The sequence below is a fragment of the Neobacillus rhizophilus genome (genome assembly GCF_018343535.1).
GTDB lineage: Bacteria > Bacillota > Bacilli > Bacillales > Cytobacillaceae > Neobacillus > Neobacillus rhizophilus.
Genome location: NZ_JAGYPF010000003.1, coordinates 392,878 through 418,480, shown reverse-complemented (window position 1 = coordinate 418,480; position 25,603 = coordinate 392,878). Strand labels below are relative to the sequence as shown.

At 42.4% G+C, this 25,603-nt stretch carries 23 protein-coding genes; 14 read left to right on the top strand and 9 right to left on the bottom strand.

Annotation, left to right across the window (positions count from 1 at the left end; translation table 11 throughout):
- Positions 1–97 precede the first annotated feature (97 nt).
- Entirely contained in the window at positions 98–1,462 is a 1,365-nt protein-coding gene (gene guaD / locus KHA99_RS15560) for a guanine deaminase (RefSeq protein ID WP_213118391.1), read from the top strand.
- A gap of 133 nt (positions 1,463–1,595) precedes the next feature.
- Positions 1,596–2,432 (top strand): pentapeptide repeat-containing protein, encoded by an 837-nt coding sequence (locus tag KHA99_RS15555; protein WP_213118390.1) that lies wholly within the window; start codon positions 1,596–1,598, stop codon positions 2,430–2,432.
- 171 nt (positions 2,433–2,603) lie between these two features.
- On the opposite strand, the gene KHA99_RS15550 is transcribed toward KHA99_RS15555, so the two are convergent.
- Positions 2,604–3,257, bottom strand: a complete 654-nt coding sequence (locus tag KHA99_RS15550; protein ID WP_213118389.1) for a carboxymuconolactone decarboxylase family protein — start codon at positions 3,255–3,257, stop codon at positions 2,604–2,606.
- A gap of 182 nt (positions 3,258–3,439) precedes the next feature.
- Between KHA99_RS15550 and KHA99_RS15545 the strand changes: the two genes are divergently transcribed.
- The 8 genes from KHA99_RS15545 to KHA99_RS15510 all read left to right on the top strand — a co-directional run bounded on the left by KHA99_RS15545 (position 3,440) and on the right by KHA99_RS15510 (position 13,563).
- Entirely contained in the window at positions 3,440–4,087 is a 648-nt protein-coding gene (locus KHA99_RS15545) for a hypothetical protein (RefSeq protein WP_213118388.1), read from the top strand.
- Between the two features lie 29 nt (positions 4,088–4,116).
- Positions 4,117–4,428 carry an ABC transporter permease gene (locus KHA99_RS15540; RefSeq protein ID WP_213118387.1) on the top strand — a complete coding sequence of 104 codons (312 nt, stop codon included), beginning with the start codon at positions 4,117–4,119 and terminating at the stop codon, positions 4,426–4,428.
- Between the two features lie 176 nt (positions 4,429–4,604).
- Positions 4,605–6,527: an FUSC family protein gene (locus tag KHA99_RS15535; RefSeq protein ID WP_213118386.1), complete on the top strand. Its 1,923-nt coding sequence runs from the start codon at positions 4,605–4,607 to the stop codon at positions 6,525–6,527.
- A 280-nt stretch (positions 6,528–6,807) separates the two neighbouring features.
- Positions 6,808–7,266 (top strand): DinB family protein, encoded by a 459-nt coding sequence (locus KHA99_RS15530; RefSeq protein ID WP_213118385.1) that lies wholly within the window; start codon positions 6,808–6,810, stop codon positions 7,264–7,266.
- 456 nt (positions 7,267–7,722) lie between these two features.
- Complete coding sequence (locus KHA99_RS15525; RefSeq protein ID WP_213118384.1) at positions 7,723–8,622, top strand: DUF2971 domain-containing protein; 900 nt, start codon at positions 7,723–7,725, stop codon at positions 8,620–8,622.
- Between the two features lie 365 nt (positions 8,623–8,987).
- Positions 8,988–9,683: a CPBP family glutamic-type intramembrane protease gene (locus KHA99_RS15520; RefSeq protein ID WP_213118383.1), complete on the top strand. Its 696-nt coding sequence runs from the start codon at positions 8,988–8,990 to the stop codon at positions 9,681–9,683.
- 22 nt (positions 9,684–9,705) lie between these two features.
- Positions 9,706–10,302 (top strand): hypothetical protein, encoded by a 597-nt coding sequence (locus KHA99_RS15515; RefSeq protein ID WP_213118382.1) that lies wholly within the window; start codon positions 9,706–9,708, stop codon positions 10,300–10,302.
- Between the two features lie 111 nt (positions 10,303–10,413).
- Positions 10,414–13,563: a DEAD/DEAH box helicase gene (locus tag KHA99_RS15510; protein ID WP_213118381.1), complete on the top strand. Its 3,150-nt coding sequence runs from the start codon at positions 10,414–10,416 to the stop codon at positions 13,561–13,563.
- Positions 13,564–14,024: 461 nt separating this feature from the next.
- Here KHA99_RS15510 and KHA99_RS15505 read toward each other — a convergent pair whose 3' ends face one another.
- The 8 genes from KHA99_RS15505 to KHA99_RS15470 form a co-directional block, all read right to left on the bottom strand.
- The gene (locus KHA99_RS15505) at positions 14,025–15,119 is read right to left on the bottom strand and encodes a sulfate/molybdate ABC transporter ATP-binding protein (protein WP_213118380.1); all 1,095 of its coding nucleotides are present in this window, start codon (positions 15,117–15,119) and stop codon (positions 14,025–14,027) included.
- A gap of 20 nt (positions 15,120–15,139) precedes the next feature.
- Entirely contained in the window at positions 15,140–15,991 is an 852-nt protein-coding gene (gene cysW, locus KHA99_RS15500; protein WP_213118379.1) for a sulfate ABC transporter permease subunit CysW, read from the bottom strand.
- 15 nt (positions 15,992–16,006) lie between these two features.
- Positions 16,007–16,843 carry a sulfate ABC transporter permease subunit CysT gene (gene cysT, locus KHA99_RS15495; RefSeq protein WP_372447606.1) on the bottom strand — a complete coding sequence of 279 codons (837 nt, stop codon included), beginning with the start codon at positions 16,841–16,843 and terminating at the stop codon, positions 16,007–16,009.
- Positions 16,844–16,860: 17 nt separating this feature from the next.
- On the bottom strand, positions 16,861–17,916 hold the full coding sequence (locus tag KHA99_RS15490) for a sulfate ABC transporter substrate-binding protein (RefSeq protein WP_213118377.1): 1,056 nt from the start codon (positions 17,914–17,916) through the stop codon (positions 16,861–16,863).
- Positions 17,917–18,041: 125 nt separating this feature from the next.
- Positions 18,042–18,236 carry a YezD family protein gene (locus tag KHA99_RS15485; protein ID WP_213118376.1) on the bottom strand — a complete coding sequence of 65 codons (195 nt, stop codon included), beginning with the start codon at positions 18,234–18,236 and terminating at the stop codon, positions 18,042–18,044.
- Entirely contained in the window at positions 18,214–18,669 is a 456-nt protein-coding gene (locus tag KHA99_RS15480; RefSeq protein WP_213118375.1) for an RrF2 family transcriptional regulator, read from the bottom strand. Before KHA99_RS15480 ends, KHA99_RS15485 begins: the two co-directional genes overlap by 23 nt.
- Positions 18,670–18,991: 322 nt before the next feature.
- A complete protein-coding gene (locus KHA99_RS15475) occupies positions 18,992–19,906 on the bottom strand; it encodes a phosphotransferase (RefSeq protein ID WP_213118374.1) in 915 nt (304 codons plus the stop codon).
- A 42-nt stretch (positions 19,907–19,948) separates the two neighbouring features.
- Positions 19,949–20,851 carry a DMT family transporter gene (locus KHA99_RS15470; protein WP_213118373.1) on the bottom strand — a complete coding sequence of 301 codons (903 nt, stop codon included), beginning with the start codon at positions 20,849–20,851 and terminating at the stop codon, positions 19,949–19,951.
- A 253-nt stretch (positions 20,852–21,104) separates the two neighbouring features.
- Between KHA99_RS15470 and KHA99_RS15465 the strand changes: the two genes are divergently transcribed.
- From KHA99_RS15465 to KHA99_RS15450, 4 genes are read left to right on the top strand one after another with little or no spacing between them, the layout of a single operon-like run.
- Positions 21,105–22,088: an ABC transporter ATP-binding protein gene (locus tag KHA99_RS15465; RefSeq protein WP_213118372.1), complete on the top strand. Its 984-nt coding sequence runs from the start codon at positions 21,105–21,107 to the stop codon at positions 22,086–22,088.
- A complete protein-coding gene (locus tag KHA99_RS15460) occupies positions 22,085–23,095 on the top strand; it encodes an ABC transporter ATP-binding protein (protein WP_213118371.1) in 1,011 nt (336 codons plus the stop codon). The genes KHA99_RS15465 and KHA99_RS15460 overlap by 4 nt, the downstream gene beginning before the upstream one ends.
- Positions 23,092–23,904 (top strand): IclR family transcriptional regulator, encoded by an 813-nt coding sequence (locus KHA99_RS15455; protein WP_213118370.1) that lies wholly within the window; start codon positions 23,092–23,094, stop codon positions 23,902–23,904. Before KHA99_RS15460 ends, KHA99_RS15455 begins: the two co-directional genes overlap by 4 nt.
- A 12-nt stretch (positions 23,905–23,916) precedes the next feature.
- Positions 23,917–25,500 carry an ABC transporter substrate-binding protein gene (locus KHA99_RS15450; RefSeq protein WP_213118369.1) on the top strand — a complete coding sequence of 528 codons (1,584 nt, stop codon included), beginning with the start codon at positions 23,917–23,919 and terminating at the stop codon, positions 25,498–25,500.
- Positions 25,501–25,603 lie beyond the last annotated feature (103 nt).

Genomic DNA, 25,603 nt, shown 5'->3' with positions numbered 1-25,603 from the left:
TTGATACATATTTACATGTATTCTTTGCAATTTTTTGATGATTATGCTAGTTTCTAAACCAGTTGAATCTATGTAATAAATAAAAAGGTGGACTAACATGAAGAAATATTCGCAAATTTTCCAAGGGACCGCGTTCTCAAGCAAATCCCCAAAAGAAGTACAAATTCAAAAAGACCATCTGTTCTGCATTAACGCAGCCGGAGTAATAGAAAAAGTCGTCTCCCCAGACGACACCGACTATCAATCTTTGCTAATAGAATATCAAGACGAAGCAAATTTTCATCGTTTAGCAGAGGGACAGTACATCCTGCCAGGCTTCGTCGATTTGCACGTGCACGCGCCGCAGTGGGCTCAATCTGGAACGGCGCTAGATATCCCGCTCTATGATTGGTTAAATACATACACCTTTCCAATTGAGGCAAAGTTTTCGGATTTGGATTTTGCCAAAAAGGTATATCAAGATGTCGTCAGCACCTTGCTTGCAAACGGCACAACAACGGCCCTTTATTTCGCGACTGTACATAAAGAGGCGAGCATCCTGCTGGCGGAAATATGTGCGGAAAAAGGGCAGCGCGGTCTAGTCGGGAAAGTCGTAATGGATAACCCTGACCAAACACCAGAGTATTATCGGGACGCTGACACAGCAACCGCCTTGTCGGATACAGAGGAATTCATCCAAGCGGTGAAAGAAGTGGCAAAGCGAGCAAAACAGGGCGTCTACCCAGTCGTAACACCGCGCTTTATTCCAAGCTGCACTGACGAAGCTCTAAAAGGGTTAGGTGAATTGGCGGCTAAGTATGATGCGCATGTCCAGTCGCATTGCAGTGAAAGCGATTGGGCCCATGGTTATGTGCAGGAACGCTTCGGTAAAAACGATGCCTTTGCTTTAAATGATTTCGGCTTGTTGCGTGAAAAGTCTGTTATGGCGCATTGCAATTTTTTAAGTGACGATGATGCAGGTTTATTCGCAGAAACAGGGACGGCAATCGCTCATTGTCCTATTTCCAATGCTTACTTCGCCAATAGCGTTATTCCAATCGCCAGCTTTCAGGAAAAAGGGGTCGAAATTGGCTTAGGATCGGATATTTCCGGAGGTTTCTCGCCAAGTTTGTTCGACAATGTAAGACAAGCAGTGATGTCCTCAAGGATGCTCGAAGATGGAGTGAATCCGGCTCTTCCGGCTAAAGAACGAGGAGTCCCGAATTCCCGTATCACCATAGATGAAGCATTCTATTTGGCCACTGCCGGAGGAGGCGATAGCCTAAGCCTGCCAATCGGCCGCCTCGAGGAAAACTTTGCTTGGGATGTCCAAATCATTGATACTACTATAGAGACGGCCTGGCTGCCAGTCTATGATGCAGAGGAGAAACTGCATGATATCTTCCAGAAAATCATGTATCTCGCCCGGCCGGAAAATATTCGAGAAGTTTGGATCCAAGGGGAAAAGGTCCACGTGCGGTAAAATAATAATTACCCTGCTAAAAGCTGGCAGGGTTTTGCTGTTTTAAATATTTTTTACTAATTGACAAAGGAATTTTCGAAAAAATAATCGAATTGGAAATAGTATTTTTTTATTTTAAAAGGACGTGTAAGGATTGCCTAATCAGAGTGTTATTTTAAAAAATTTAAAGGCCGACTGTGAAAATTGTTTTGCTTTATGTTGTGTGGCGCTGCCTTATGCCAAGTCGGCCGATTTTGCGTTTGATAAAGATAGCGGAACTCCTTGCAAGAACCTGCAATCCGATTTCCGCTGCATGATCCATCAAAATCTTAGAGATAAAGGATTTCGCGGCTGTTCTGCCTATGAATGCTTTGGGGCTGGCCAAAAGGTTTCCCAAAATACATATGGGGGAAGAGATTGGCGCGAGAACCAGGAGTCAGCTAAGGAAATGTTTAATGTATTTCCAATCATGCAGCAGCTTCACGAAATGCTTTATTACTTAAATGAGGCAATGAGTTATGAAGAAACGAAAGCCATTCATCATGAACTGCATGAGGCTTTTGAAGAAACAGAAAGCTTGACCAATTTAACCACGAAGGAAATCTTGAATCTTGATGTACCATCACACCGGTCAAAGGTAAATAAGTTATTTTTACGTACCAGTGAACTAGTCCGCGCAAAGATTTCACCTGGAAAAAATAGCAACAAAATCCGCAAAGGCAGTGACTTGATTGGGGCTAGATTAAGAGGCTCCGACCTAAGAGGAGCAAATTTAAGGGGTGCTTTGTTGATTGCGGCGGACCTACGGGAAGCGGACCTAAGAGCAGTCGACTTTATCGGCGCTGATTTAAGGGACGCAGACTTATGTGGGGCAAATCTTTCAGGGAGTATCTTTCTTACGCAGGCACAAGTGAACGCAACAAAGGGCGACCGTTACACGAAATTGCCGGCCGCATTAAAGACCCCTGAGCATTGGGCACATCGCAAATAAAATAATAGGAAAAAAACGGCTTAGCATTCTAGGCCGTTTTTTATGTCGAAGTTGCTTGTCATGGGCTGCCATAATATCGCTGACTGATCTCGTTTGGTTCCCTTATGAGGTCATTATCTCTCAGGATATTCGTATAATTTCCTGTTTTTTGAAAGAAATAATATAACAACCTCAGTCTTGATAACTTTGAATCATATTAGCCATGTGTACATAGGAACCGCCAGCGCGTAATGCGGAAGCAACCATAATAGCTTCTGCAAGTTCCTCACTTGTTGCACCGAGTTTTTCGGCTTTTTTCGTATGAACGTCGATGCAATATGGACATTGACTGGCTATCCCAGAAGCAGTTGCGATTATTTCTTTAAATTTAGCAGAGAGTTTGCCTTCTTTAGTGGCGGCTGCACTAAACGCTGTATAGCCTCTGAATCCTACATGAGCAAATTTACCAAGCTTGCTTAAATTTTTCAAATTGGAACGGGCATAAAGAACATCTGATGCATCTTCATTTTTTGCATTATGTACATGTGTACTATGAGTGACCGCACCACCTGCTTCCACAGCCGCGGAAACAAATGCAGCTTCAACTAATTCTTCTAATGACGCCCCTGCGCTTTTTGCCTTCCTAGTATGAGCATCAATGCAATACGGACACTGAGTAATATGAGCAATTGCCACAGCAACGATTTCTTTCTCTTTAACAGTAAGAGCACCTTCTTTAAATACTTCAACATTAAAATCGTTAAAAGCTTTTAATTGTTCTGGTGCTAAATCCTTTAATTGAGCCAGATTTTGAGTGTTTTCTTTCGCATATAGATTTGTTGACATTTTCAAAACTCCTTTTGAACTTTTTATGATTAGTTTATCCTTAAAGGTTTATAGAATATCCAATCAAACCAACTATACAAACCATAATGATCTAAATTAATAATAGGATTATCAAATTTTTCCAAAAATGTAAGAGTTGATGGTAAACTTAAAGTATGAACTTATAGAAAAGAGTGGTCCCTTTGATCAAGGATAAAAAATCCTTATCTATTTCTATCATTCTTTATTTAGCCGTAATCATTTTGAACCTTCCTTTCCCGAATGAAAGTCCCCTTGGCGAGACCCTGGCAGCAAAGTTAAATATTCCTGTAAGGTCCGCAAATGGTTTGCATTATTTTGGCATTTCTCTATTTGTTTTATTTATCCTAAGCCTTTATTTTCTATCGAAATCATTGGAAAGATTTAAAACGAGATTCATAGTCATTGCTTTTTTGGCGGTAAGTTTTATCCCAACATTTCTGGCTGCTTCTATTCAAAAATACTTTGCAACAGGCATTTACTCGGTTGCCTATAATCATAATGAAGCCAGGTGCCATTTTGAAATGGCGGATGAGAAAACATTGCACGGCGAATGTGTACTTCCTTTTGAAAACTACAGCAGTGAAAATGTTCATTTCACCTTAGAATTTTACGACCAATCTGATGATGAAATAGTCACATTGATGAACGCCAATGCTCCTTACACAGTAAGGCTTGGCGGCAAGGAAAGTAAGCGAGTGATGCTCGAGGCTGATATCGATGTATCAAAAATGAAAAGCCACATTGATAGTGGCGACGTAAATGGCGTGAATATAATCATCAAGTCAGGCGGGAAAAGCCGCAAATTATAAGGTTGAATGAGATTAACGGAGGTGTTTAGATGGATGCGGTAATTTGGCTGTTGATCTTGCTGCTGCTCACGCTATTCAACTGGGGAGCTATTTCTTTTCATAATAATAAAAAATTGCACTTTTTTTGGTCCGGGATTATTATCGGAATTCTTGGCCCCATCATTGCCTTTTTAATCGGGGCACTATTTTGGAAGATGGCCCATAGTGAAGGCAGCACAGGTGAGGGCGGAGCAATTGGCGCAGCTTTTATTGGTTTAATGATCGTCGGCAACGGGATTCTTTATGTTTTCATTGGAATGTTTGTAAAAATAGTTTCGTTAATAAAAGGGAATTCAGCCTAATTAGGTCAATCCATTACTCGGTTACTATTGAGCAATATAGGAAATAATAAAAAAGCCTAAATCATCCTGTGATTTAGGCTTTTCTATTCCGATAATATAAGCATTATTTCCTCCTTGAAAAAATATTTGGTTTAAAATGTATTTTGTGACTTAAGTTTTAGAAAGAAGTGGTCGGTATGGAGAAATCACCATCTATATTAAAACAAGCTTTGACAGTCAATAGGAAGCCATTTCCGTGGCTAAAGGCCTTTACTGCAGGACTGGCCGCAGCACTGCCGATTTTGATTGGCTTGTTATTTGGCAACCTGGAATATGGATTAGTTGCCGGATTGGGCGGATTTACATATCTATATGTGTTTAATGTTCCATACGCTCAAAGAGCGAAAAAGATCTTTTGGATTGTCATTGCCCTCACTTCCCTTACCGCGTTAGGTACACTGGTGGCCCCTTATCCCATTATGGTAGCGATTTTTATGGGAATCATCGGAGCTGCCGCAATCTTTATTTTCGGAGCATTAAGGATTGCGGGGCCTGCTGCCATCTTCCTGGTCCTCGTTTTTTCAATGGTAACAGGAATGCCCCAAGCACCGGAGCTTGCTCCATTAAGAGCAGGCTTAGTCTTCTTAGGCGGGAGTCTATCGTGGATTTTGGCTATGCTTGGCTGGTTTTCTGATCCCCATGGACCTGAAACAGGAGTAGTTAAAAGGGGCCTGTTAGAGCTCGCAGCATTGCTTGATTCAGTAGGGACAGACCGATTCCACGAGTCGCGGCACCGTGTCATGTCAGCCTTAATGGATGCGGACGAAACATTGGCATCAGGGCAAACGCCTATCAGGCAAACGAACTATTTCAAACGTTTATATGTATTAAACAATTCGGCTCATAATATTTTTACTTATTTACTTGAAGATTTTCCAGAACACCGAGCACCACTACCGCCAGAAGCTGCGCAGTCTGTCCGAAAAATAGCAAACTCGTTAGGCAAAAAAAATAAAAGTGACTCTGCTTCCGAAGTAATTTTACAGCCCGAAGAGATGGAACCGTCGGTCGCTCATTTATTTAAATTGATTTATGATGCAGATGCAGTAATGAATGAACCCACTTCCAAAATCAATCAAGAGGTTGAATTCTCAAAGTTGCCACTTAAGACTGTTTTTGGCGGTGCCTTTGATAAAAACTCGATTATTTTTATTGCTGCTATGAGGTTTGGGATCATCACAATCATTGCTGCTATCTTCGCGTTTGAGGTCGGATTTGCCCGTTCCTTTTGGGTCCCGTTGTCCTGCGTGGCCGTCATGTCAGGCTACTCTATTGTCGCCACGTTCCATCGTGCCATTCAAAGAGGAATAGGTACATTACTTGGGATTCTGATTGCCAGCTTGATTCTTTCGATTCATCCTGATGGATACATAATCGCTTTATTAGTTTTACTGTTTACGTTCATTACTGAGCTGTATATCGTGAAAAATTATGCGTTAGCGGCATTATTTTTCACCCCTAATGCGTTGCTCATGGCAGAAAGCACAAGCCACGGGAGCTTTAGCTTTGCCTATTTTGCTTCTGCAAGGATGATGGATGTTTTAATCGGCAGTATCATTGGTCTAATAGGAGTATGGCTGGTCGGGAGGAGGTCCGCCTCAAGCCGCCTTCCGCACTTAATCAGCAAAACTATACGCAGTCAGTCGCAATTTTTATTTGTTCTTTTCTCTGACCAAGGAAAAAGGTTTAATGCTAGACAAAGCACAGAGTTAAAGAAAATGAGAACGAATATTTTGAATTTAAAAATCCTGTACAATACAGCTTCAGGTGAGATTCCGGTTAATAGGGGAGTCTTGGATTATTACTGGCCGGTAGTCCATTCTATTGAACATCTAGGTTATCTGCTGGAGAATACAGCTAAACTAAGCAGCCGCCCGATTCTGGCTGATGATGAACTTGCTCAGCTGCTCTTAGCGTGTGAAACGATGGCGATTGCGGCCCATTTGAAAAAAATACCGCCCCTAAAACCGATTCCTGGAATCGAATCATTCCTGAGTATCCCAAAAGAGCTCCGTTATTTACAAAAAGCGCTTCAAAATAATGAAGGAGTTCCTTTATAGGTGCGGTTTCGTAAAATTCGTCCCAAAAAGCTAAGCGTGGTCTTGAAGTAAGCCGTTCTCTTTTGAGGTACCCGCATAGGAAAAAACAAATATAAAAACAACTACAAAAGCAGTGTGTTTCTCATATGAAATCACACTGCTTTTAGCACGTTTATAGGACGATTATGTAAAAAAAATTTAAGTGGTTACTTCAACTAACTAGGCAGTTTAGTATAAGAAGGGATATTAATGTCTTTAGACGAATATTGTTTTTTGATACATATTGAAGGGGTGAAGGCGTGTGGAGAATATAATTAATGGAATAAACCAATGGATACAAACATTACCGAAGGTATATAACTCAATGTCAGAAACAGAAATATCAAATCGCCCATTACCAAATAAATGGTCCAAAAAAGAGATTTTAGGACATCTATGCGACTCTGCAATAAATAATATTAATAGGTTTATAAAGATTCAGTACGAAGAACAACCATTTGTTATCCAATCATATAATCAAAACCAATGGGTAATACTTCAAAATTATCAAGAAAGACCACTTGATGAGATATTAAACCTTTTTTTAGCATTAAATAAGCAAATCATAAATACTATATCGAATATTCCAAAAGAGAAATTATCAAATCTTTGTGATATAGGAAATAATCAACAAAAAACATTAGAGTGGCTCATAAAAGATTATCTTAAACATATGGAACATCATATTAACAACCAAATCCTTATTAAAAATAACGCCTAATAGTGATACTGCCTCTTTAACTAACGGAGTGCTTTAGCATAAGAACAAAGTGACATAAATGTGGGAACTTCATTGGAAGTTCCCTAATTTTTTGATTTTGATGAAAATACTATTAGCGTATGAAATCGCACACGAAAACGCAAAACCATAATTTTTATTATGGTGTATTCCAATGGGTATGTGATTTAAGGTGTGATTTTAACCCTAATTTCCTTAATAAACCTTAATAAATCAATAAAAGGTGGAGAAAATTCCATTGCAAATTACTCTGCGAAATGGGTTGCTTTTATATATGTTTTTATAGGTGCGGGTACTCCAAAAGAGAACGGTTTAGTCTTGAAGCGGCCACGCTTTTATTTTGGAATTCAGAAGTTTTTCCAAAAAACTGACCCAAACCGAAATGTTCCCTCCAAAGAATAGAAATACTATAAGAAAGATTTGGAGGAGGAGCAGCCCTTGGGACAAGTCATTTTAGACGATTTCAGCCAAGAAATGGCGGAATACTTTAAAGAGCATATTTTTGACAACCTAGACAAGATTATGAAAGGTCCAATGCTGTATCACTATACGTCCATGGAAGCATTAAATAATATCCTTGACCGGGAAAAGTGCTTTTGGATAACCCGAGTGGATTTTATGAACGATTACAAAGAAGTCGCCTATGTGACCGAAGTTGTTCAAGCTATCATTGGAGAGATTGAAAAAAGCAAAGAAAAAGATACCTTTATTCATTTATACAAAGATTTTGCCTCTACCGAGAGTTATTATAAGGACTTAAATATCTTCGCGTTTTCATTAACGGAAAACCCTGATTCTCTGCCGCTATGGTATAACTACGGGGCGAATGAGGGTTGCAATATCGGGATTGACGCCTCGAAATTTTTTGGACAATCATTTAATTCGCAAATTACCTTTGTAGGCAAAGTGGTGTATGATGAGGAAAAACAAAGGCAAATTGTAAAAGAAGTGATTACAAGACTTCTACAATTGGTGAGGGCGGAAAATCTATCGGAAGAGAGTTTTTCCAGAGCGATATTGTTCACCTTTGGGACATTAGGCTGTTTTATAAAGCATCCTGCCTTTGTTTCCGAAGAAGAATTCAGATTCATCTTCATCCCAAAATCCGATGAGCATATCCATTTTCGTGTCTCAAGAGGCGCCTTTATTCCATTTATTAAAGTCCCGGTGGTGGAACACAATGCAGAAACAGGCGAAGACAAACTGCTAGTCCGAAAAATAACCATCGGACCGCGGACGAAATTGGACATTGTGAAATCAGGATTAGAATTTTATTTGTCGGTTAAAAAGCTGGAAGGGATTGAATTGTGTACTTCTAGAACGCCATTAAGATTTTAATAAAAAAGCGAACAGCGACTGGGGCTGTTCGCTTTTTGCCGTGTACGAGTTAATTAAGGGATTTGCTGTGTAGAGGGAAGAGTGAGGTGCTGTGGTGTATAGCTTTCGTGTTACATCAAAGTGCAAATAGGTATCAATATAACAAGACGAATCAAGAAATCAATCATTCTCAAAACTCCTTTAGAATCTGACTTTGTTAAACTCAGTATAGGAAAAATTTATTAATTCTGTTTTGAGGGATTGTAAATTTATTGTCAATTTTACACAACGATAAATTTACCTTTACAAAAATTGTATGGAGTCATATATTTTGAGTAGTGGGAAAATTTTCCTATAAGAAAAGTCATAGATAAAGGAGGTGGAGCATGAAGAATCAGAATGGGCTTTGGATCATTTTATTATTATTGCTGAGCCGGACGATATTTGCTGTTATTTTTCAAGGGATCTTTGCTTTAAGTTCAACATTGGATTATTTGGAAGCTGGGAGATGGTGGACTGTTTATGGGTCCTTAATTGACCTGGGCTGCTTAGCACTGATGTTTTGGGTAGTCAGAAGAGGGGGAACGAATTTTAAATCTCTTATCGGTTTTTCTCCCGAATTGATTAAAAGTGATGTAAAGCAGGCGGGAATCATTCTCGTAATATTATTGCCGATCACGATGTTTTGGGGAGCGACGATTTCCTATCTTTTGTTTGGGAAAGCAGCCGCACCCATCGTGGCCGGACCGCTTCCGTTATGGGCGGCTTTATACAGTGTAATCATCTGGCCGATTGGCTGGGCGATTATGGAACAGCTTGTTTATATGGGGTATTGCCTGCCTAGGCTAGAGAAAGTTTTTAAAAGCAAAGTTTTCGCAGTTTCGGCCGTCATGTTTTTCTGGGCACTGCAGCACATCGCACTTCCTGTCACACTTGATATGGACTATTCTCTATATCGATTTTTAACAGTTATCCCTATGGTCATCATTCCAATCTATTATTTAAGGTCACGTCGTTTAGTCCCCCTCATCCTTGTCCATGTCTTATCAGACATTTTTTCCGCTATTTCGTTTTACTTTTAACTTTTAAAGGGAGTGGATAGAAATGAATAATATGAGTAATCGCTTGTTATCCTGGACTGGTATTTTAGCAGGTATCCTTCTTATCATTGCTCATCTATTAAACTATGGTTCCGGAGAATATGGAACAGTAATAGGGAACCTATTGGTTTTTAAAGCACATGCTCTTTTGGTATTTACCTTTTTTGGCATTTTTGCTTTTCAGGCAGGAAGAAATGGCCTGCTTGGTTTGTTAGCCATGATTTCAGGAGTTTTAGGAAACATTATAGTCACGGCCGTTGTCTTTGTGGAAATTGCCCAGGCCTCGGCGGGCGATTTCAGTAAGGTATTCAACACACCTGCGACACAGCCAATCTATACATTCGGACCATTATCATTCGTCTTAGGGATGATCTTGTTAGGAATTTCCATTATTCGCGGAAAGGTGCTGCCTGCATACTCTGGCTATCTTCTATTGGCGGGCACTATTATATTCGCCCTCGCCAGTGTGTTTGTTAATCACCAATCACTTATAGAGGTCATCGGATCCGTTTTTACAGGAATCGGATTTATTGCAGTGGGAATTCATGCCCTAAAAAAAGTTCAAGATGCGTCTATAAAAACTAATCAAACGTTTGATTGAAAAATGTTTCTGGCTGTTTGCATATGTATGATATGGCACTTCCTTATGGTACAATCGTATTTATAAATTACGCCCGGAATGCATCACACACTCAAGGAAGGAACCATCAAAATGAACATAGAGTTAACTTATAAAATCATCTCAGATATGTGTGGCGCGGTCTCCTTCAAAAGAGGAGATTATTTTTATCGGACAAATAAAGTGACCTTCACCGAATATGGTCTGGATCGCTGCCAAGCAATGGTTGATGGGGATTTCCATGTGACCGTTGTGAGTGAAGCAGAAGGTGAGTTCCGCACTAGTTGCAGCTGCCCGAAGCTCGCTTCTTTTCAAAAGGATTGCCAGCATATTGCGGCTGTTTTATTGGCGATTTACGACCATCAGCAGCAAGGAACCACACCAAATCAGGAACTGACCACCGGCCTGCTGACCATTTTCGATCATAAGCCTGTCCCGTCCAGCGGCCACCAGAATTATTTTGAAAAAAGAACCGTGCTTGATGCCGGGTTTACCTGTAAACCAGTCGCGGCAGGCGAAGGCCGGCTTATACTCGGCATTGAGATGGACGTGGAAGAGAACAAGGTGCAGAAAATCAGAGAGTTTTTGGACAAGGTCAGCAATGGAAATCCATTTATTGTTTCGGAGCCCTTTACCTACGACCCAAGCCTTCATTGCTTTCAGAAAGAAACCGATGCCGTCATTCAGCAGCTGATTAACATGGTTCGAGATGAACAGGCGTATGGAAAGGAAGCTTTGGATCCGCAAGTCCTGCCGATTTCGGCATCCTTATGGGATAGGCTCCTGCCATTACTTATAAAGGCTCCTAGGGTCAAAATAGAGTACAATGGCCAAACCTATGAAGAACTCCATCTGTCAGATGGTTCACTGCCATTACAGTTTGCATTTACGGAAAATCTACTGGTGGTTGAAGGATTCGATCAAATACTGATTCTCGAAACCTATCGCTCCGTTCTTTACGAGGAGAAAATAACACAATTGAAGAATCAGGATTTCCAGAGGTTATTGGAACTAAAACGAATGCTCCATGGTCCCAGGACCAACAAAATCCCTATCCCGCACGAACAAATTCCGTTTTTTCTTGAAAAAGTCGCCCCGGGATTGAAAGAGCTGGGACAGGTGCAGATTGCCGATTCCATCACAAAAACCTGGATGAAAACACCGTTGAAGGCCATGCTCTACTTGGATCGGGTGAAAAACCGACTCCTTGCAGGAATCGAGTTTCACTATGAACATATGATGATCAATCCGCTTGAGGGAAGGGAACTTCCGGCAGGCTCGATGATTGTAAGGGATGTCGAGAAGGAAGCGGAAATCTTGCAAATCATGGAGGACAGCTCATTCGCCAAGACGGATGGCGGTTATTTTTTGCATAATGAGGATCTTGAGTACGAATTTCTAGTCCATGTCGTACCTCGGCTGCAAAAGCTCGCCCAAATTTATGCGACCACGGCTGTCCGCAGTCGAATTTTTCGAGAAAATGTTTTTCCGAAAATCAGGGTGAAGGTAAAGAAGGAGCGGACCAATTGGTTGGAATTCAAGTTTGAAATGGACGGTATTTCCGACAATCAGATTCGCGATGTCTTGGAGGCGCTAGAGGAAAAACGGAAGTATTATAGATTGCCGAATGGCTCTCTGCTATCCTTGCAAACAAGGGAATTCGAGGAGATTCAGCAGTTTCTTCATTCACCACTTATGAAAGCCGGTGACTTGAAAAATGGACTGGCCTTGCCTATCGAACAGTGTCTGCAGCTGCTGGATACGGTGGAGGTGAGCGACACCTTCAAGCTAGAGGAATCCTTCCGCCAGTTTATGGAACAGCTCCGAAACCCGGGCAGCTTGGACTTCGAGTTGCCGACTAGCTTGGCTTCCTTCCTTAAAGATTACCAAAAGCACGGCTTTAAATGGATGAAAACACTCGCTCACTTTGGCTTTGGGGGGATCTTGGCCGATGATATGGGACTGGGAAAGACGATTCAAAGCATAGCGTTTATTGTGTCGGTGCTTCCGGAAATTCGCGGACAAAAGCAGCCAGTCCTCGTTGTCTGTCCATCCTCTCTAACCTATAACTGGCTTAGTGAGTTTAGGAAATTTACCGGGACATCCCAGCTTAGGGCGGTGGTCATTGATGGTTCGAAGGAGGAGCGAAACAAGCAGCTTCAGGATCTTTCCGATGTCGATGTCATTGTCACTTCCTACCCTTTGCTCCGTAAGGACATCCTTTGGTTTGAAAAACAAACCTTTCATACTGTGTTTTTTGACGAGGCCCAGGCCTTTAAAAATCCGTTGACGCAAACAGCGCGGGCGGTAAAAAAGCTGCAGGCCCAACATCGTTTTGCGCTGACAGGCACACCAGTTGAGAACTCATCGGAAGAGCTGTGGTCGATTTTTCATGTCGTCTTTCCGGAGCTTTTCCTTGGGCTAAAGGAATTCAGCCAGCTGACCCGAAAACAAATCGCTTGCAGAATCCGGCCATTCTTGCTGCGCAGGATGAAGGAGGATGTCTTATCCGAACTGCCTGGAAAAATCGAATCGCTTGAATCAGTTGAACTGCTGCCCGAACAAAAGAGGTTGTACGCAGCTTATTTGGCCAAGCTTCGGCATGATACATTAAAGCATCTGGACAAAGACACGATTCGAAAAAATCGTATCAAGATTTTAGCAGGGTTGACACGCCTGCGGCAGATTTGCTGTCATCCGGGCTTGTTCGTAGACGGCTATCAAGGCGGGTCGGCAAAATTTGAACAGCTCATGGAAATATTAGAGGAATCACGGCTTTCTGGGAGACGGGTGTTAATTTTTTCACAGTTTACGAAAATGCTGGCGTTGATTGGACGGCGGTTAACGGCAAAAGGACAGCCATACTTTTACCTTGATGGGCAGACTCCATCTGAAGAGCGGGTGGAAATTTGCGAACGGTTTAATCACGGTGAACGCGACCTTTTCCTAATTTCCTTGAAAGCAGGGGGAACCGGCCTTAATCTGATGGGGGCAGATACCGTTATTTTATATGACACTTGGTGGAATCCTGCTGTTGAGGAACAAGCCGCGGACCGTGCCCACCGGATGGGCCAGCAAAATGAGGTTCAGGTTATCAAGCTTGTTTCTCGTGGCACCATCGAGGAAAAGATTAATGAACTGCAAGACAAAAAGAGGCTTTTAATTGAGGAAATTATTGATTCGGATGAGAAGGAGATGGGGACTCTTACGGAAGATGATATTCGGGAGATATTGATGATTTAATAACCTTTATGGGCGCCCGGACAGCTGAAAAATCAAGAGTTTCGGTCACCAATAGAGGCTATTGGTACCCGGTCAGTGTAAAAATCAAGAGTTTCGGTCACCAATAGAGGCTATTGGCGCCCGGACAGTGTAAAAATCAAGAGTTTCGGTCACCAATAGAGGCTATTGGCGCCCGGACAGTGTAAAAGTCAAGAGTTTCGGTCACCAATAGAGGCTATTGACGCCCGGACAGTGTAAAAATCAAGAGTTTCGGTCACCAATAGAGGCATTTGACGCCCGGACAGTGTAAAAATCAAGAGTTTCGGTCACCAATAGAGGCTATTGGCGCCCGGACAGTGTAAAAATCAAGAGTTTCAGTCACCAATAGAGGCTATTGGCGCTCGAACGGCGGAAAAATCAAGAGCTCCGGTCACCAATGGGAATTATTGGCGACCGGTCTCCATATAAATTTGAATTAGAACCTAGGTAAACGCCGAAAAAGCCCCAACAGTTACTTTCTCCCTTTCCTTGGAATGCTCAGAATCCGTTATTGCCTCAAACACGACGATATTTGTAAAATCAGCATAAAGAATATCACCTTTATGAAACGGACCAAGTTCCCGAAAATTGCCACTCGTCAATTCAGCTTCGAAATAATCTTCCGTATCAAGTCGTTTCAGAACAACCCGAACAGTAGATCCAACCGCATTGACATGTGAGGCTTCCGCTGGTATGCCAACCCCATTGGAAAACCTGCTCAGCCCAATCTCATGGGGGCGGATATATCCGACTGCTTCAACCGCCGAATCCCTCGCAATTGCAACATCATTATACAAAGCAGCCCCACGGAATTCGTTCACCCGACCCAAAAAGCTATAAACAAAAGCATTTGCAGGTCTTTCATAAACTTCCGCAGGTGAACCAATTTGTTCAATTTTTCCATGATTCATCACCACTACAGTATCTGCCATTTCAAGTGCTTCTTCCTGATCATGCGTCACAAAAACAGTCGTAATATTAAGCTTTCGATGGATTTCCCGTAACCAATGGCGCAGCTCCTGCCGAACCTTTGCATCCAACGCTCCGAATGGTTCGTCGAGAAGAAGCACCTCAGGTTCCACGGCAAGCGCCCGTGCTAGCGCAATCCTTTGCCTCTGCCCACCTGAAAGCTGGGAAGGATACCGGTCGGCAAGGTGCTCAAGCTGTACCAGCCTTAATAACTCCAGTACTTTATCCTTGATTTCACTCCTGGAAGGACGTAATTTGCGCGGCCTTACCTTCAATCCAAAGGCCACATTTTCAAAAATTGTCATATGTTTAAACAAAGCATAATGCTGAAATACAAAACCAACTTTGCGTTCTTTCACGTTTTTGAAAGAGAAATCAACACCGTTGAAAATGATCGAACCTGTATCGAGTCCCTCCAGTCCTGCAATCAGTCTAAGAAGGGTGGTCTTCCCAGAACCAGATGGACCAAGTAATGCCACAAAATCCCCGGTTGGTATTTCTAGATTGATATCTTTAACCGCCGGGTAAGCACCAAATTTTTTCGTAACGCCAGTGATTGTAATCCCCATTTCGAAAATCTCCCTCTCCACTATTTCTTTGTTTTCCATTCCAAAAAACTTTTAAAAACTAACGTAAGCAGGGCAAGCAGTGCCAGCAGGGAAGCGACGGCAAAGGAGGCGGTAAAGTTGTATTCGTTATACAAAATTTCAACATGAAGAGGGAGGGTATTGGTAAGCCCTCTGATGTGACCGGACACAACCGAAACGGCGCCAAACTCACCCATCGCCCGGGCATTACAAAGAATGACTCCATAAAGCAATCCCCATTTAATATTCGGTAGAGTCACTCGAAAAAACATTTGCCAGCCGCTTGCACCGAGCGTAATCGCTGCCTGCTCCTCCTCCGTGCCCTGTTCCTGCATAATTGGGATTAACTCGCGAACTACAAACGGAAAGGTGACAAAAGTAGTGGCAAGAACAATCCCCGGTACACTGAATATGATTTTTAAATTATTCGCTTCAATAAAGGGCCCTAACACCCCATTTGAACCATACAACAACACAAACACGAGACCTGCAATGACAGGGGAAACAGCAAAAGGAATATCAATCAGGGTAATCAGGATATTCTTCCCCTTAAAATTAAATTTCGCGATTCCCCAAGCGGCAATGACGCCGAAGATGGTATTCAAGGGAACGGCAATAGCCGCGGTAATGAGCGTAAGCTTAATCGCCGAAAGAGCATCAGGCTCCGTGATGGCCGCAAAGTATAACTCGATTCCTTTTTTCAAAGCCTCAGTAAAAACCGCGATGAGGGGGATGAGGATAAAAATTCCTAAGAATCCCAGGGCCGTTCCAATCAGCAGCCATTTTTTTATCGGAGCCAGGGCAAAACGGCTGGCTCCTGGACTTTTTAGATGGACATGTTCTCTAGCAATCATATTTTTCAAACTCCTCTAGGTCACTTGATGTTTCCTTGCCGTTCTCCATTGCCAAAAATTAATCAAGAATAATAGAAGGAAAGAGATGACGAGCATGACGGCGGCAATGGCGGCGGCACCCCCGTAGTTGTATTGCTCCAATTTTGTAATGATGAGCAGGGGAACAATTTCCGTTTTCATCGGCATGTTGCCGGAAATGAACACAACCGAACCATATTCCCCCAAGGCCCTTGCAAAGGCGAGGCCAAAGCCAGTTAGCACGGCGGGGAAAATGGCTGGAAAAATAATTTTGAAAAAAATCTGGGCCGAATTGGCACCAAGTGTAGCGGCTGCTTCTTCGTACTGTTGATCCAACTCCTGCAAGACAGGCTGGACAGACCGGACCACAAAGGGGAGCCCGATAAACGTCAACGCAATCATGATGCCATACTGTGTATAGGCAATCTTCACTCCGGCAGCTTCGAAATATTGACCAATCCACCCATTCGGAGCATAGATGGCGGTAAGTGCGATACCGGCCACTGCAGTGGGCAGGGCAAACGGCAGGTCGACAAGCGCATCAACGAATCGCTTCCCGACAAAGTCATATCTTACTAATACCCAGGCAATAAGCGTTCCAAATAGAACATTAACCATTGCAGCAACGAAGGAGGTATAGAAGGTCAGTTTATAGGAAGCTACGACTCTCTCATCCGTTATAGTCTCCCAAAATTCGGCCAAGCTTATGGTAGTTGCTTTTAAAAATAAAACCGCAATCGGGATTAGGACAATCAGACTGAGATAAATGACCGTATACCCCATTGAAAGTCCGAACCCCGGGAGTACCCGGCGGCGTTTGGATTGTTTAACCACGTGAAAGCCTCCATTCATTACGGTTTATAGATTTGGTCGAAGATGCCCCCATCATCAAAGTGTGTCTTTTGCGCTTTCTTCCAGCCGCCAAAAACTTCATCTATCGTAAATAGTTTGATATCAGGGAATTGGCTGGCATATTTTTCAGCTACGTCTTTATTGCGCGGGCGGTAAAAATTCTTCGCGGCAATTTCCTGTCCTTCAACTGTATATAAATAGTCAAGATAAGCTTTTGCCACTTCTTCGGTCCCATGCTTTTTCGCTACTGTATCGACAACGGAAACAGGAGGTTCAGCCAAAATGCTGACAGATGGATTGACTACTTCAAATTTGTCTTCGCCAAATTCCTTAAGTGCAAGATAAGCCTCGTTTTCCCATGCAATCAATACATCGCCGATTCCTCTTTCCACGAAGGTAGTCGTCGAGCCGCGGGCTCCGGAGTCCAATACCGGTACATTTTTAAAGAGCTTTGCTACAAAATCTTTTGCTTTTTGTTCATCTCCGTTATTCTGCTCGAGTGCATAGCCCCAAGCCGCCAAGTAATTCCAACGTGCACCGCCGGAGGTTTTTGGATTCGGAGTAATGACGGATACATCTTTTTTTACCAAGTCATCCCAGTCCTTGATTCCTTTTGGATTCCCTTTCCGCACCAGGAAGACAATCGTTGATGTGTACGGTGAACTGTTGTCAGCCAGCCGCTCCTGCCAGTTCTCCGCAAGCTTGCCTGCTCCTGCAATTGCATCTATATCATAAGCAAGGGCCAGCGTCACGACATCGGCCTCCAAACCGTCTATGACAGAGCGGGACTGCTTGCCGGAACCGCCATGAGATTGGTTAATCGTCACTTTTTGACCGGTTTTCTTCTCCCAATAGGCAGCAAAGCTTTTGTTATATTCCTCGTAAAGTTCACGGGTTGGATCATAGGATACATTTAATAATTCAATCGGTTTCTTGTTCGTTTCCTTTGCAGCAGGTTCTTTTTTTGCCGATTCAGTAGAAGTTTGGCTCGAGCAACCGGCCGCCCCTACAAGAAACATAAGTGAAATTAACGTTATTAAGATTTTTTTGAGCATTTTTAACTCCCCTTTTTTTTGTATTGTCGGGGCTTTTTTTCAACAAAAAAAGCCCATTAGTATTTGCATGTACATCGTCATGTACATCTAACTAAAGGGCCTTCGGCGGTCCGATCGGCAGCTATTCATCTTTCGTTTTTCCTGTTGTTCGCTACTTGGGTGGTCTTTTTCTGAAGTGGCAGCCGGTGTCTTTCTAACCGGTCGATTTGCGTGATTTGTGAATCGTGAACGGTGATTTGAACGGTTCCAAATTCTAATCCTTCTAACAAACTTTCGAGTTTTTCCAGCACTTGCTGATTAAGGTGTATTTTTGATGACAACTAAATCCTCTCCTTTTAATAGACTTATTTTGTTTTCTAACAAATCTTCAAGTGTCGTCCGGTCAAGGACATAGGCAATCGTATCTCTGACTAAGGACCATAGCGGCTTTAACTGACAGCCCTCCTCTAATGGACATGGTTCATACTTCGTAATGGATGCACATGCCATTGGAGATAGAGGCCCCTCTAATTCTCGGATGATTTCTCCGATATTGATTTCCTGGGGCTCTTTTAGCAGCATATAGCCGCCTTTTGCCCCTCGTTTACTAGTTACATAGCCTAGTTTTTTTAATTGAAGCAGGATTTGTTCAAGGTAATTAGTGGTTACCAGGGTCTTGTCGGCAATTTCCTGGATGCCGAGGACATTGCCTTGATGACCTCCAAGCAGGAGCAAGGCCCTTAAGGCATATTCACCTTTACTGGATACCTTCATGTAATTCCTCTCCTTAATGTTGAGTATTTCAGTCAACATTCACTGCTAAAAATAAATCCCTAAATGGATTGCTGGGACAGGAATGTTACGAACCGGTATTAGCTTTTAATAAATATATGCAAAGAGGAAGCGGAGGGCACTTATCCAATTCCTCTAAAGTCAGCCCATTTTAAGATGCTGAAAATAAATTCCGATAATAACTATAGGATTACTTATTTAAAAATATTAATATGCTTTATTTAATAAATCAAGAACTTTTTGAATTTTCCCTGGATAAAAAAAAAGCCTAGAGAATTTATCACTCTAAGCGTTAAAGTTATGATTAATTGTCTAGTGCCAAACCCAATGCAGTCCGGCCTTCGTTAACTAACCGTTCATCCTTCTGACTATCCCCATACAAAAGCAGCATGATTAGCGAGTAGACCGCCCTAAAGCGAGCGATCATTTTTATTTCAGGCGTAACATTACCATATAACTGAAAAAAGTAATCTCTGCCTTCTGCCGGAATAAAACTGTACACAATCGATAAATCAATCGCCGGGCTTCCAATATGGGCATCTCCCCAGTCAATCACCGCTGACACTCTGCCGCTGTCATCGACCAGCATATTTCGAATATGAAAATCACCATGTACTAATGTTTTACTATCATCCTCAAAAGGTTTCCAAACCGTCGAAAGAAATAAATGAAGACGCTCCTGTTCTTGTTCTCCAATTAAACCTAGTTCCTTTGCTTTTTCGATGTTCGCTTCCAGCATAGGCTTCCTTTTAAAAATATCAGTCCGACCAAGCTCATCATAAGGAACGCCGAGCTTTTCCGCTTCGTTTATCGGAAAAGCGTGCAGTGTTTTTAAAAATTTAGCTAATGGTTCTACTGACAGCATTCGCTGTTCAGGAGTTAAGCAGGACAGGGGCTTTCCGCTTAACAGTTTGTACCCGGCAAAAGGCCACGGATAACCTTCTTCTTGATTGCCTTGAAAAATCGGATCCGGTACTGGGATTGGCAGTAAAGGGGCCGCGACCGGAAGCAGCCGGTTCTCAACTCTAAGTAAATTTACTGCTATTTCACGCCTAGGAAATCGAAACACAAATTGCTCATTGACGAGAAAGACGGAATTGTCAAATCCTTCACCAAATACCTGTATACTTACAGGTTTTAACTGCGGAAACTGTTTTTCAATCATCATAACCGCTTTTTCATTCGAGATAACCCTCTCAGGAGACCATGGCGAACTCATTCGTTAAACCTCCAATTCCAATTTAGAAAAAACAAACTCCTATTACGGAGAAGTAGTAGGAGTCTGCCCGTTTTTCTCGATCTTTAATTCTAGTTTTTCGCTTAAAAATGTCGAGCCCAATACGAGGGCGCCGCCAATCATTTGGACCCATGTCATACTTTCGCCTAAGAAAACCGCCGCGATTATAACCGCGGAAATCGGGTCAATATAGCTAAGAACCGCAATCGTTTGCCCTTTAAGTTTTTGGATAGAGGTGAAATATAAGAAATAGGCCAACCCGGTATGAACGATACCCAGTATTAATATATAAATGATAGAATTTGAGTTTAATCCCGCGAAACTAAGCTGCCCCTGCCATAACACGTAAGGAAGCAGCACCAGCGCTCCCGCCATTAATTGAACTAACGTCATTTCAAAACCAGATAGATTTTTAATAAATTTGTTCATTAAAATCACGCTGGCATATAGAGAGGCAGCCAAAAGGCCATAGAAAATCCCTAAAGCATGATTGTGTGAGCCGTTTGTCGAGCCAGCGCCATTTTGCACGATTAGAAATAAGCCAACCATGGCCATCACAATACAGCCGACTTTCATACCCGTCAGTTTTTCCTTCAGAATCCAAGGGGCTAAAATCATCACAAAGATTGGTGCAAAGTAATAGCTGATTGTGGCATTGGATATTGTTGTATACCGATAAGACTCAAATAAAAAAATCCAGTTAAGACCAATTGCCCCGCCTGATAAAAGGAGCAGTACCGCGTTTTCTTTCAGCGCCTTCATAGACGGTTTGTGCTTGACTAGAAAACTAGCTAAAAGCAGGAATAGACTGCCAATCACCCCGCGTAAAAAAGCAATCTCACTTGAACTCAAATCAATCTTCTTAACAAACACCCCGATGCTGCCAAAGATGAGCATCGTCATGATTAATCTTAATTTCACATTCATGTAAAACCCTCCCAGATATTTTAATCCAACCACAAACTAGCTAATTTCTCAACATCTATTTGAATGGAAGACCCCCATGTAAATAGAATGGGGAAAGGTCAAAATCCGACAATTTTTACCAATCTATTGATAATTTCGACATTTTTGAATAATTTTTTATCAATTACTATTGAAAATATTCCGATTATTTTATATTATAAAAATCATAAAATGAAATTGCATTTCACAAAATGAAACCGTTAGGAGTGTCATAATGGTTCAAAAAGTGTTAGAGATTGATAAGTTAAAAGTCGGTATTAATGATGATGGGAATAAAATTGCGATTGTGAACGGAATTAGCTTCTCACTGCAAAAAGGTGAAACTCTTGGAATCGTAGGAGAATCCGGGTGCGGGAAGAGTATGACGTCGCTATCGTTAATGGGGCTTCTGCCGCCAGGCGTCGAGTGGCTCGATGGCGATATCAAAACGGAAAGCCTTCATTTTAAGGACTTCAAGAAGAAGGATTGGCGGAAAATCAGAGGGAAAAGAATCGCGATGATTTTTCAGGAGCCGATGAGTTCCCTGAATCCGGTTTACACAATTGGCAAGCAAATCATGGAGATGATTTTAAGCCATGAGAACATTTCGAAGAAACAGGCGAGAGAACGTGCGCTAGAAATGCTGAAGCTTGTCGGAATTCCAAGACCGGAGCAGGTGCTTGATGAATATCCTTACCAGCTATCCGGCGGGATGCGGCAGAGGGTCATGATAGCCATCGCTTTATCGTGTAATCCTGAAATCCTGATTGCCGATGAACCAACAACGGCTTTGGATGTAACGATTCAAGCGCAAATCCTTGAGTTAATGAAAAAGCTGCAGGAACAATTAAATATGTCGATTGTGCTAATCACACACGATCTCGGTGTTGTGGCTGAAATGTGCGACCGCGTCATCGTCATGTATGCGGGAGAAATCGTGGAAGAAGCACAGGTGGTTGAACTGTTTGATCGTCCAAGGCATCCTTACACGAAGGGCTTATTATCCTCCCTGCCGGATGTGAATGAAGAAAAGGAATATCTATCTTCGATTCCGGGTGTGGTACCGGCACCAGGGAAAATGCCGGCCGGCTGCCGCTTTGCCGCACGCTGCAGTTTTGCCCACGAACGCTGCAAGAACACACCGCCATTATTCGAGGTGAACGGTTCAAAAGTAAAATGCTGGCTCTATGAAAATGGTGATTCGGAGGCGGTACTGTGACACAAAATCCAATTTTACAAGTTCAAGACTTAAAGAAGTACTTCCCCATAAAGGGCGGGGTTTTCGGCAAGAAGACCCTAAAGCAAGTCAAAGCCGTAGACGGTGTTTCGTTCGATGTATTTGAAGGGGAAACCTTTGGAATCGTCGGTGAGTCAGGCTGCGGGAAGAGTACGACCGGACGGACGATTCTTAGATTACTAGAACCGACTGAAGGGAAGATTCTTTTTCAGGGAAGAGATATTGCCGAGCTTTCAAAAAACGACATGCGAAAGCTGAGAAAAGATATTCAGATTATCTTTCAGGATCCGTTTGCTTCGTTGAACCCAAGAATGAAAATCCAAGAGACGATTGAGGAACCTCTGATTAATTTCGGGGTGACCGACAGAAATGAACGGGAAAAACGAGTATTGGAAGTGGCTGAACAAGTAGGCCTAACGAAGGCACAGCTTTCCAGATTCCCGCATGAATTTTCCGGAGGGCAGCGTCAGCGGATCGGGATTGCCCGGGCACTGATTTCAAAGCCAAAGCTGATTATTGCTGATGAGCCGGTTTCGGCCCTTGACGTGTCCATTCAGTCACAGGTTCTTAACCTAATGAGAGATTTACAGAAAGAGTTTGGACTAACGTATATTTTTATCTCCCATGACTTAAGCGTCGTGAAGCATTTTTGTGACCGAATTGGTGTTATGTATCTCGGGAAAATGGTGGAGGTCGCGGATAAAAACAGCTTGTATGATACTCCGCTTCATCCATATGCGGAAGCCCTTCTTTCGGCATTACCAAGTTCCCATCCGCTTCAGAAGAAGCAACGGATTATTCTTCAGGGGGATGTCCCAAGTCCTTCCAATCCACCAAGCGGCTGTACCTTTCATCCGCGCTGCTTTAAGTGCTTAGATGTTTGTAAAACTGAACAACCAAGCTTGCAGCCGGTTCATGAGGACCATCTCGTTTCCTGCCATTTATATCAAGGCGCCAAGGAACAGATTGCCACAGGTGAATCGCGATGAGTAAAACAGTTAAAAAAGCTTTGCAGCTTCTTGATATTTTTACGGAACAGAAACCTTACTGGAAGCTGGATGAGATTTCTACCTTTACAGGTGTCCCTAAACCAACCTGTTTGCGTCTGCTAAGAACTTTTGTAGAACTCGGTTATTTAAAAAAGATGACCTTCCAGCAGGAAGGGCTCGTGATTGACGGAGAAAGCTACGGGTTGGGATTAAAATTTCTTGAAATGGGAGAACGGGTAGCAGGAAGGTTCGATATCCGTCCGATTGCTTATCCTTATATGAAAAAGCTTCAAGAGCAGTTCAATGAGGCTATCCAATTGATTACCCGTGAGCAGGACGAAGGTGTGTATATTGAAAAGGTAGAAAGTACTCTGCCAGTTCGGCTGTACACAAAAGTGGGAAGGCACGCTCCGTTATATGCGGGAGCATGCCCGCGTGCTATTCTCGCCTATTTGCCTGAAGGAAAAATACAAGAGATTTTGGACAAGCCTATGACGAAGTATGCTAGCCAGACGCCACTAACGAAAGAGGATGTTCTTCTCTTAATCAAGCAAATAAGGGAAAGCGGCTATTCGTACAGCGACTCGGAACTAGAAGAAGGAACCGCGTCGATTGGCGTACCAATTTTTAATAGCAGCGGAGCTGTCCAGTACGCACTAAGCGTTGCCAGTTTTTCGACCAGCTTGCCAAGGGCTATGGCGGATCATTTTGTTGGACCGCTTTGGGAGGCAGCTGCTGAAATTTCCAAAAAATTAGGCTATAACCATCCATATCCATATGGAAAACCCATAGCAATGAAACAAACATAAGGGGGAAAAAGAATGAAGAAAAAATTGTCAATACTGTTTGCGCTGTTACTAAGCTTCACACTTGTTTTATCCGCTTGCTCTTCAGGCAAGAGCGAAAAATCAAGTGCAGGCTCTTCTGAAAAAGGGAAAGAGGAGAATCCTGTCAAAGACCGCGGGAATGAAATTGTTATTGGTGTTACCGCAGAACCTCAAAACTGGGATCCAATTGATACGTTCTTGCTTGATTGGAGCACAGTCGCTACTTCTGTATTTGAAGGTTTGGTAGACCGTACATTAGATTTAAAATTGCAACCGGGTCTAGCTGAAAGCTGGGAATACCTGGACGATAACACACTCCAATTTAAATTGCGTAAAGGTGTTCAATTCCATGACGGCGAGCCGTTTAATGCAGACGCTGTTAAATTTACGTTTGATCGTTTATTAGGGCCAGAAGGTCAAAAAGGTCCTCAGTATGCCAACTACAATTCGATTGATCATGTAGAAATTGTTGACGAATATACCGTTAATCTTAAATTGAAATCTAAGGATCCTGTTCTTTTAACAAAACTTGCGGGCTATGGTGCGGTTATTGTACCACCTAAATACGTTCAGGAAAAAGGCGATGAGTTCTTCAACAACAACCCTGTTGGTACAGGACCATTCAAAATGACAGGCTATAAGCGCGACCAAGAAATCGTGTTGGAAAAGAACCCGAATTATTGGAAAAAAGGATTACCGAAGTTAGATAAAGTTACCTTTAAAGTCATTCCGGAATCTTCTACAAGATTAGCAGAACTTCAAACTGGAAAAATCGATATCATGAAACGTGTCGAAGTGGCCCAGTCGAAAACTGTTAAAGAATCAAGTTTCCTTGAATTGAAAGATGTAGGTACACCAACTGTTTATTCCATGCGTTTTGATACAGCCAAAAAACCGTTTGACAACAAGCAGGTCAGACAGGCTATAAACTACGCTGTGGATAAAGATGCCATTATTAAGGACATCCTATCTGGCTATGGAAAATCAATCAGCACATACCAAAGTGAGCTATCATTTGGTAACAACCCAGATCTGAAGCCATATAAATATGATCCGGAAAAAGCTAAAAAATTGTTAAAAGAAGCAGGAGTGAAAGAAGGGACACAAATTGATCTGTTCATTCCTGGTAACGATGCAACATTTAAAGAAATTGCTCAGGCTGTTTCCTTCTATTTAGAAGAAGTTGGCTTAAAGTTAAATATCAATAGCGTAGATAGCACAACATTAATTTCCGATTTGATTCCAAACGGCAAGGCTGGTCATATGTACCGCCAAGGCTGGGGCGGATGGACGCTTGACTTTGATAACACTGCGTACCTAATGTACAGCGAAGGCCAGAAATGGAATCCTTCCTTTAAAGATGCAAAAGTAGCAGAATTGTTGGCTGCCGAACGTTCGACTGTTGACCAAAAAGAACGTGAAAAAATCTTTAAAGAATTGACAGAAGTATTATATGATTTGGCTCCAGAGCTTAATCTGTACCAAGCAGTAGATTTATATGCCGTTAATAAGCGAGTTCAAAACTTCCAACCGCCACACGAGGACCGTATGCGCTTGGAAGAAGTATCAGTTAAGTAAAAAAATACTGCCCGCTTAACACTCCGGCCTCCTTATGGGATGCTAAACGCGATGTGTTTAATGGTTGGATACAAATTCTGATTGGCTTAAAAAAGAGATAGTA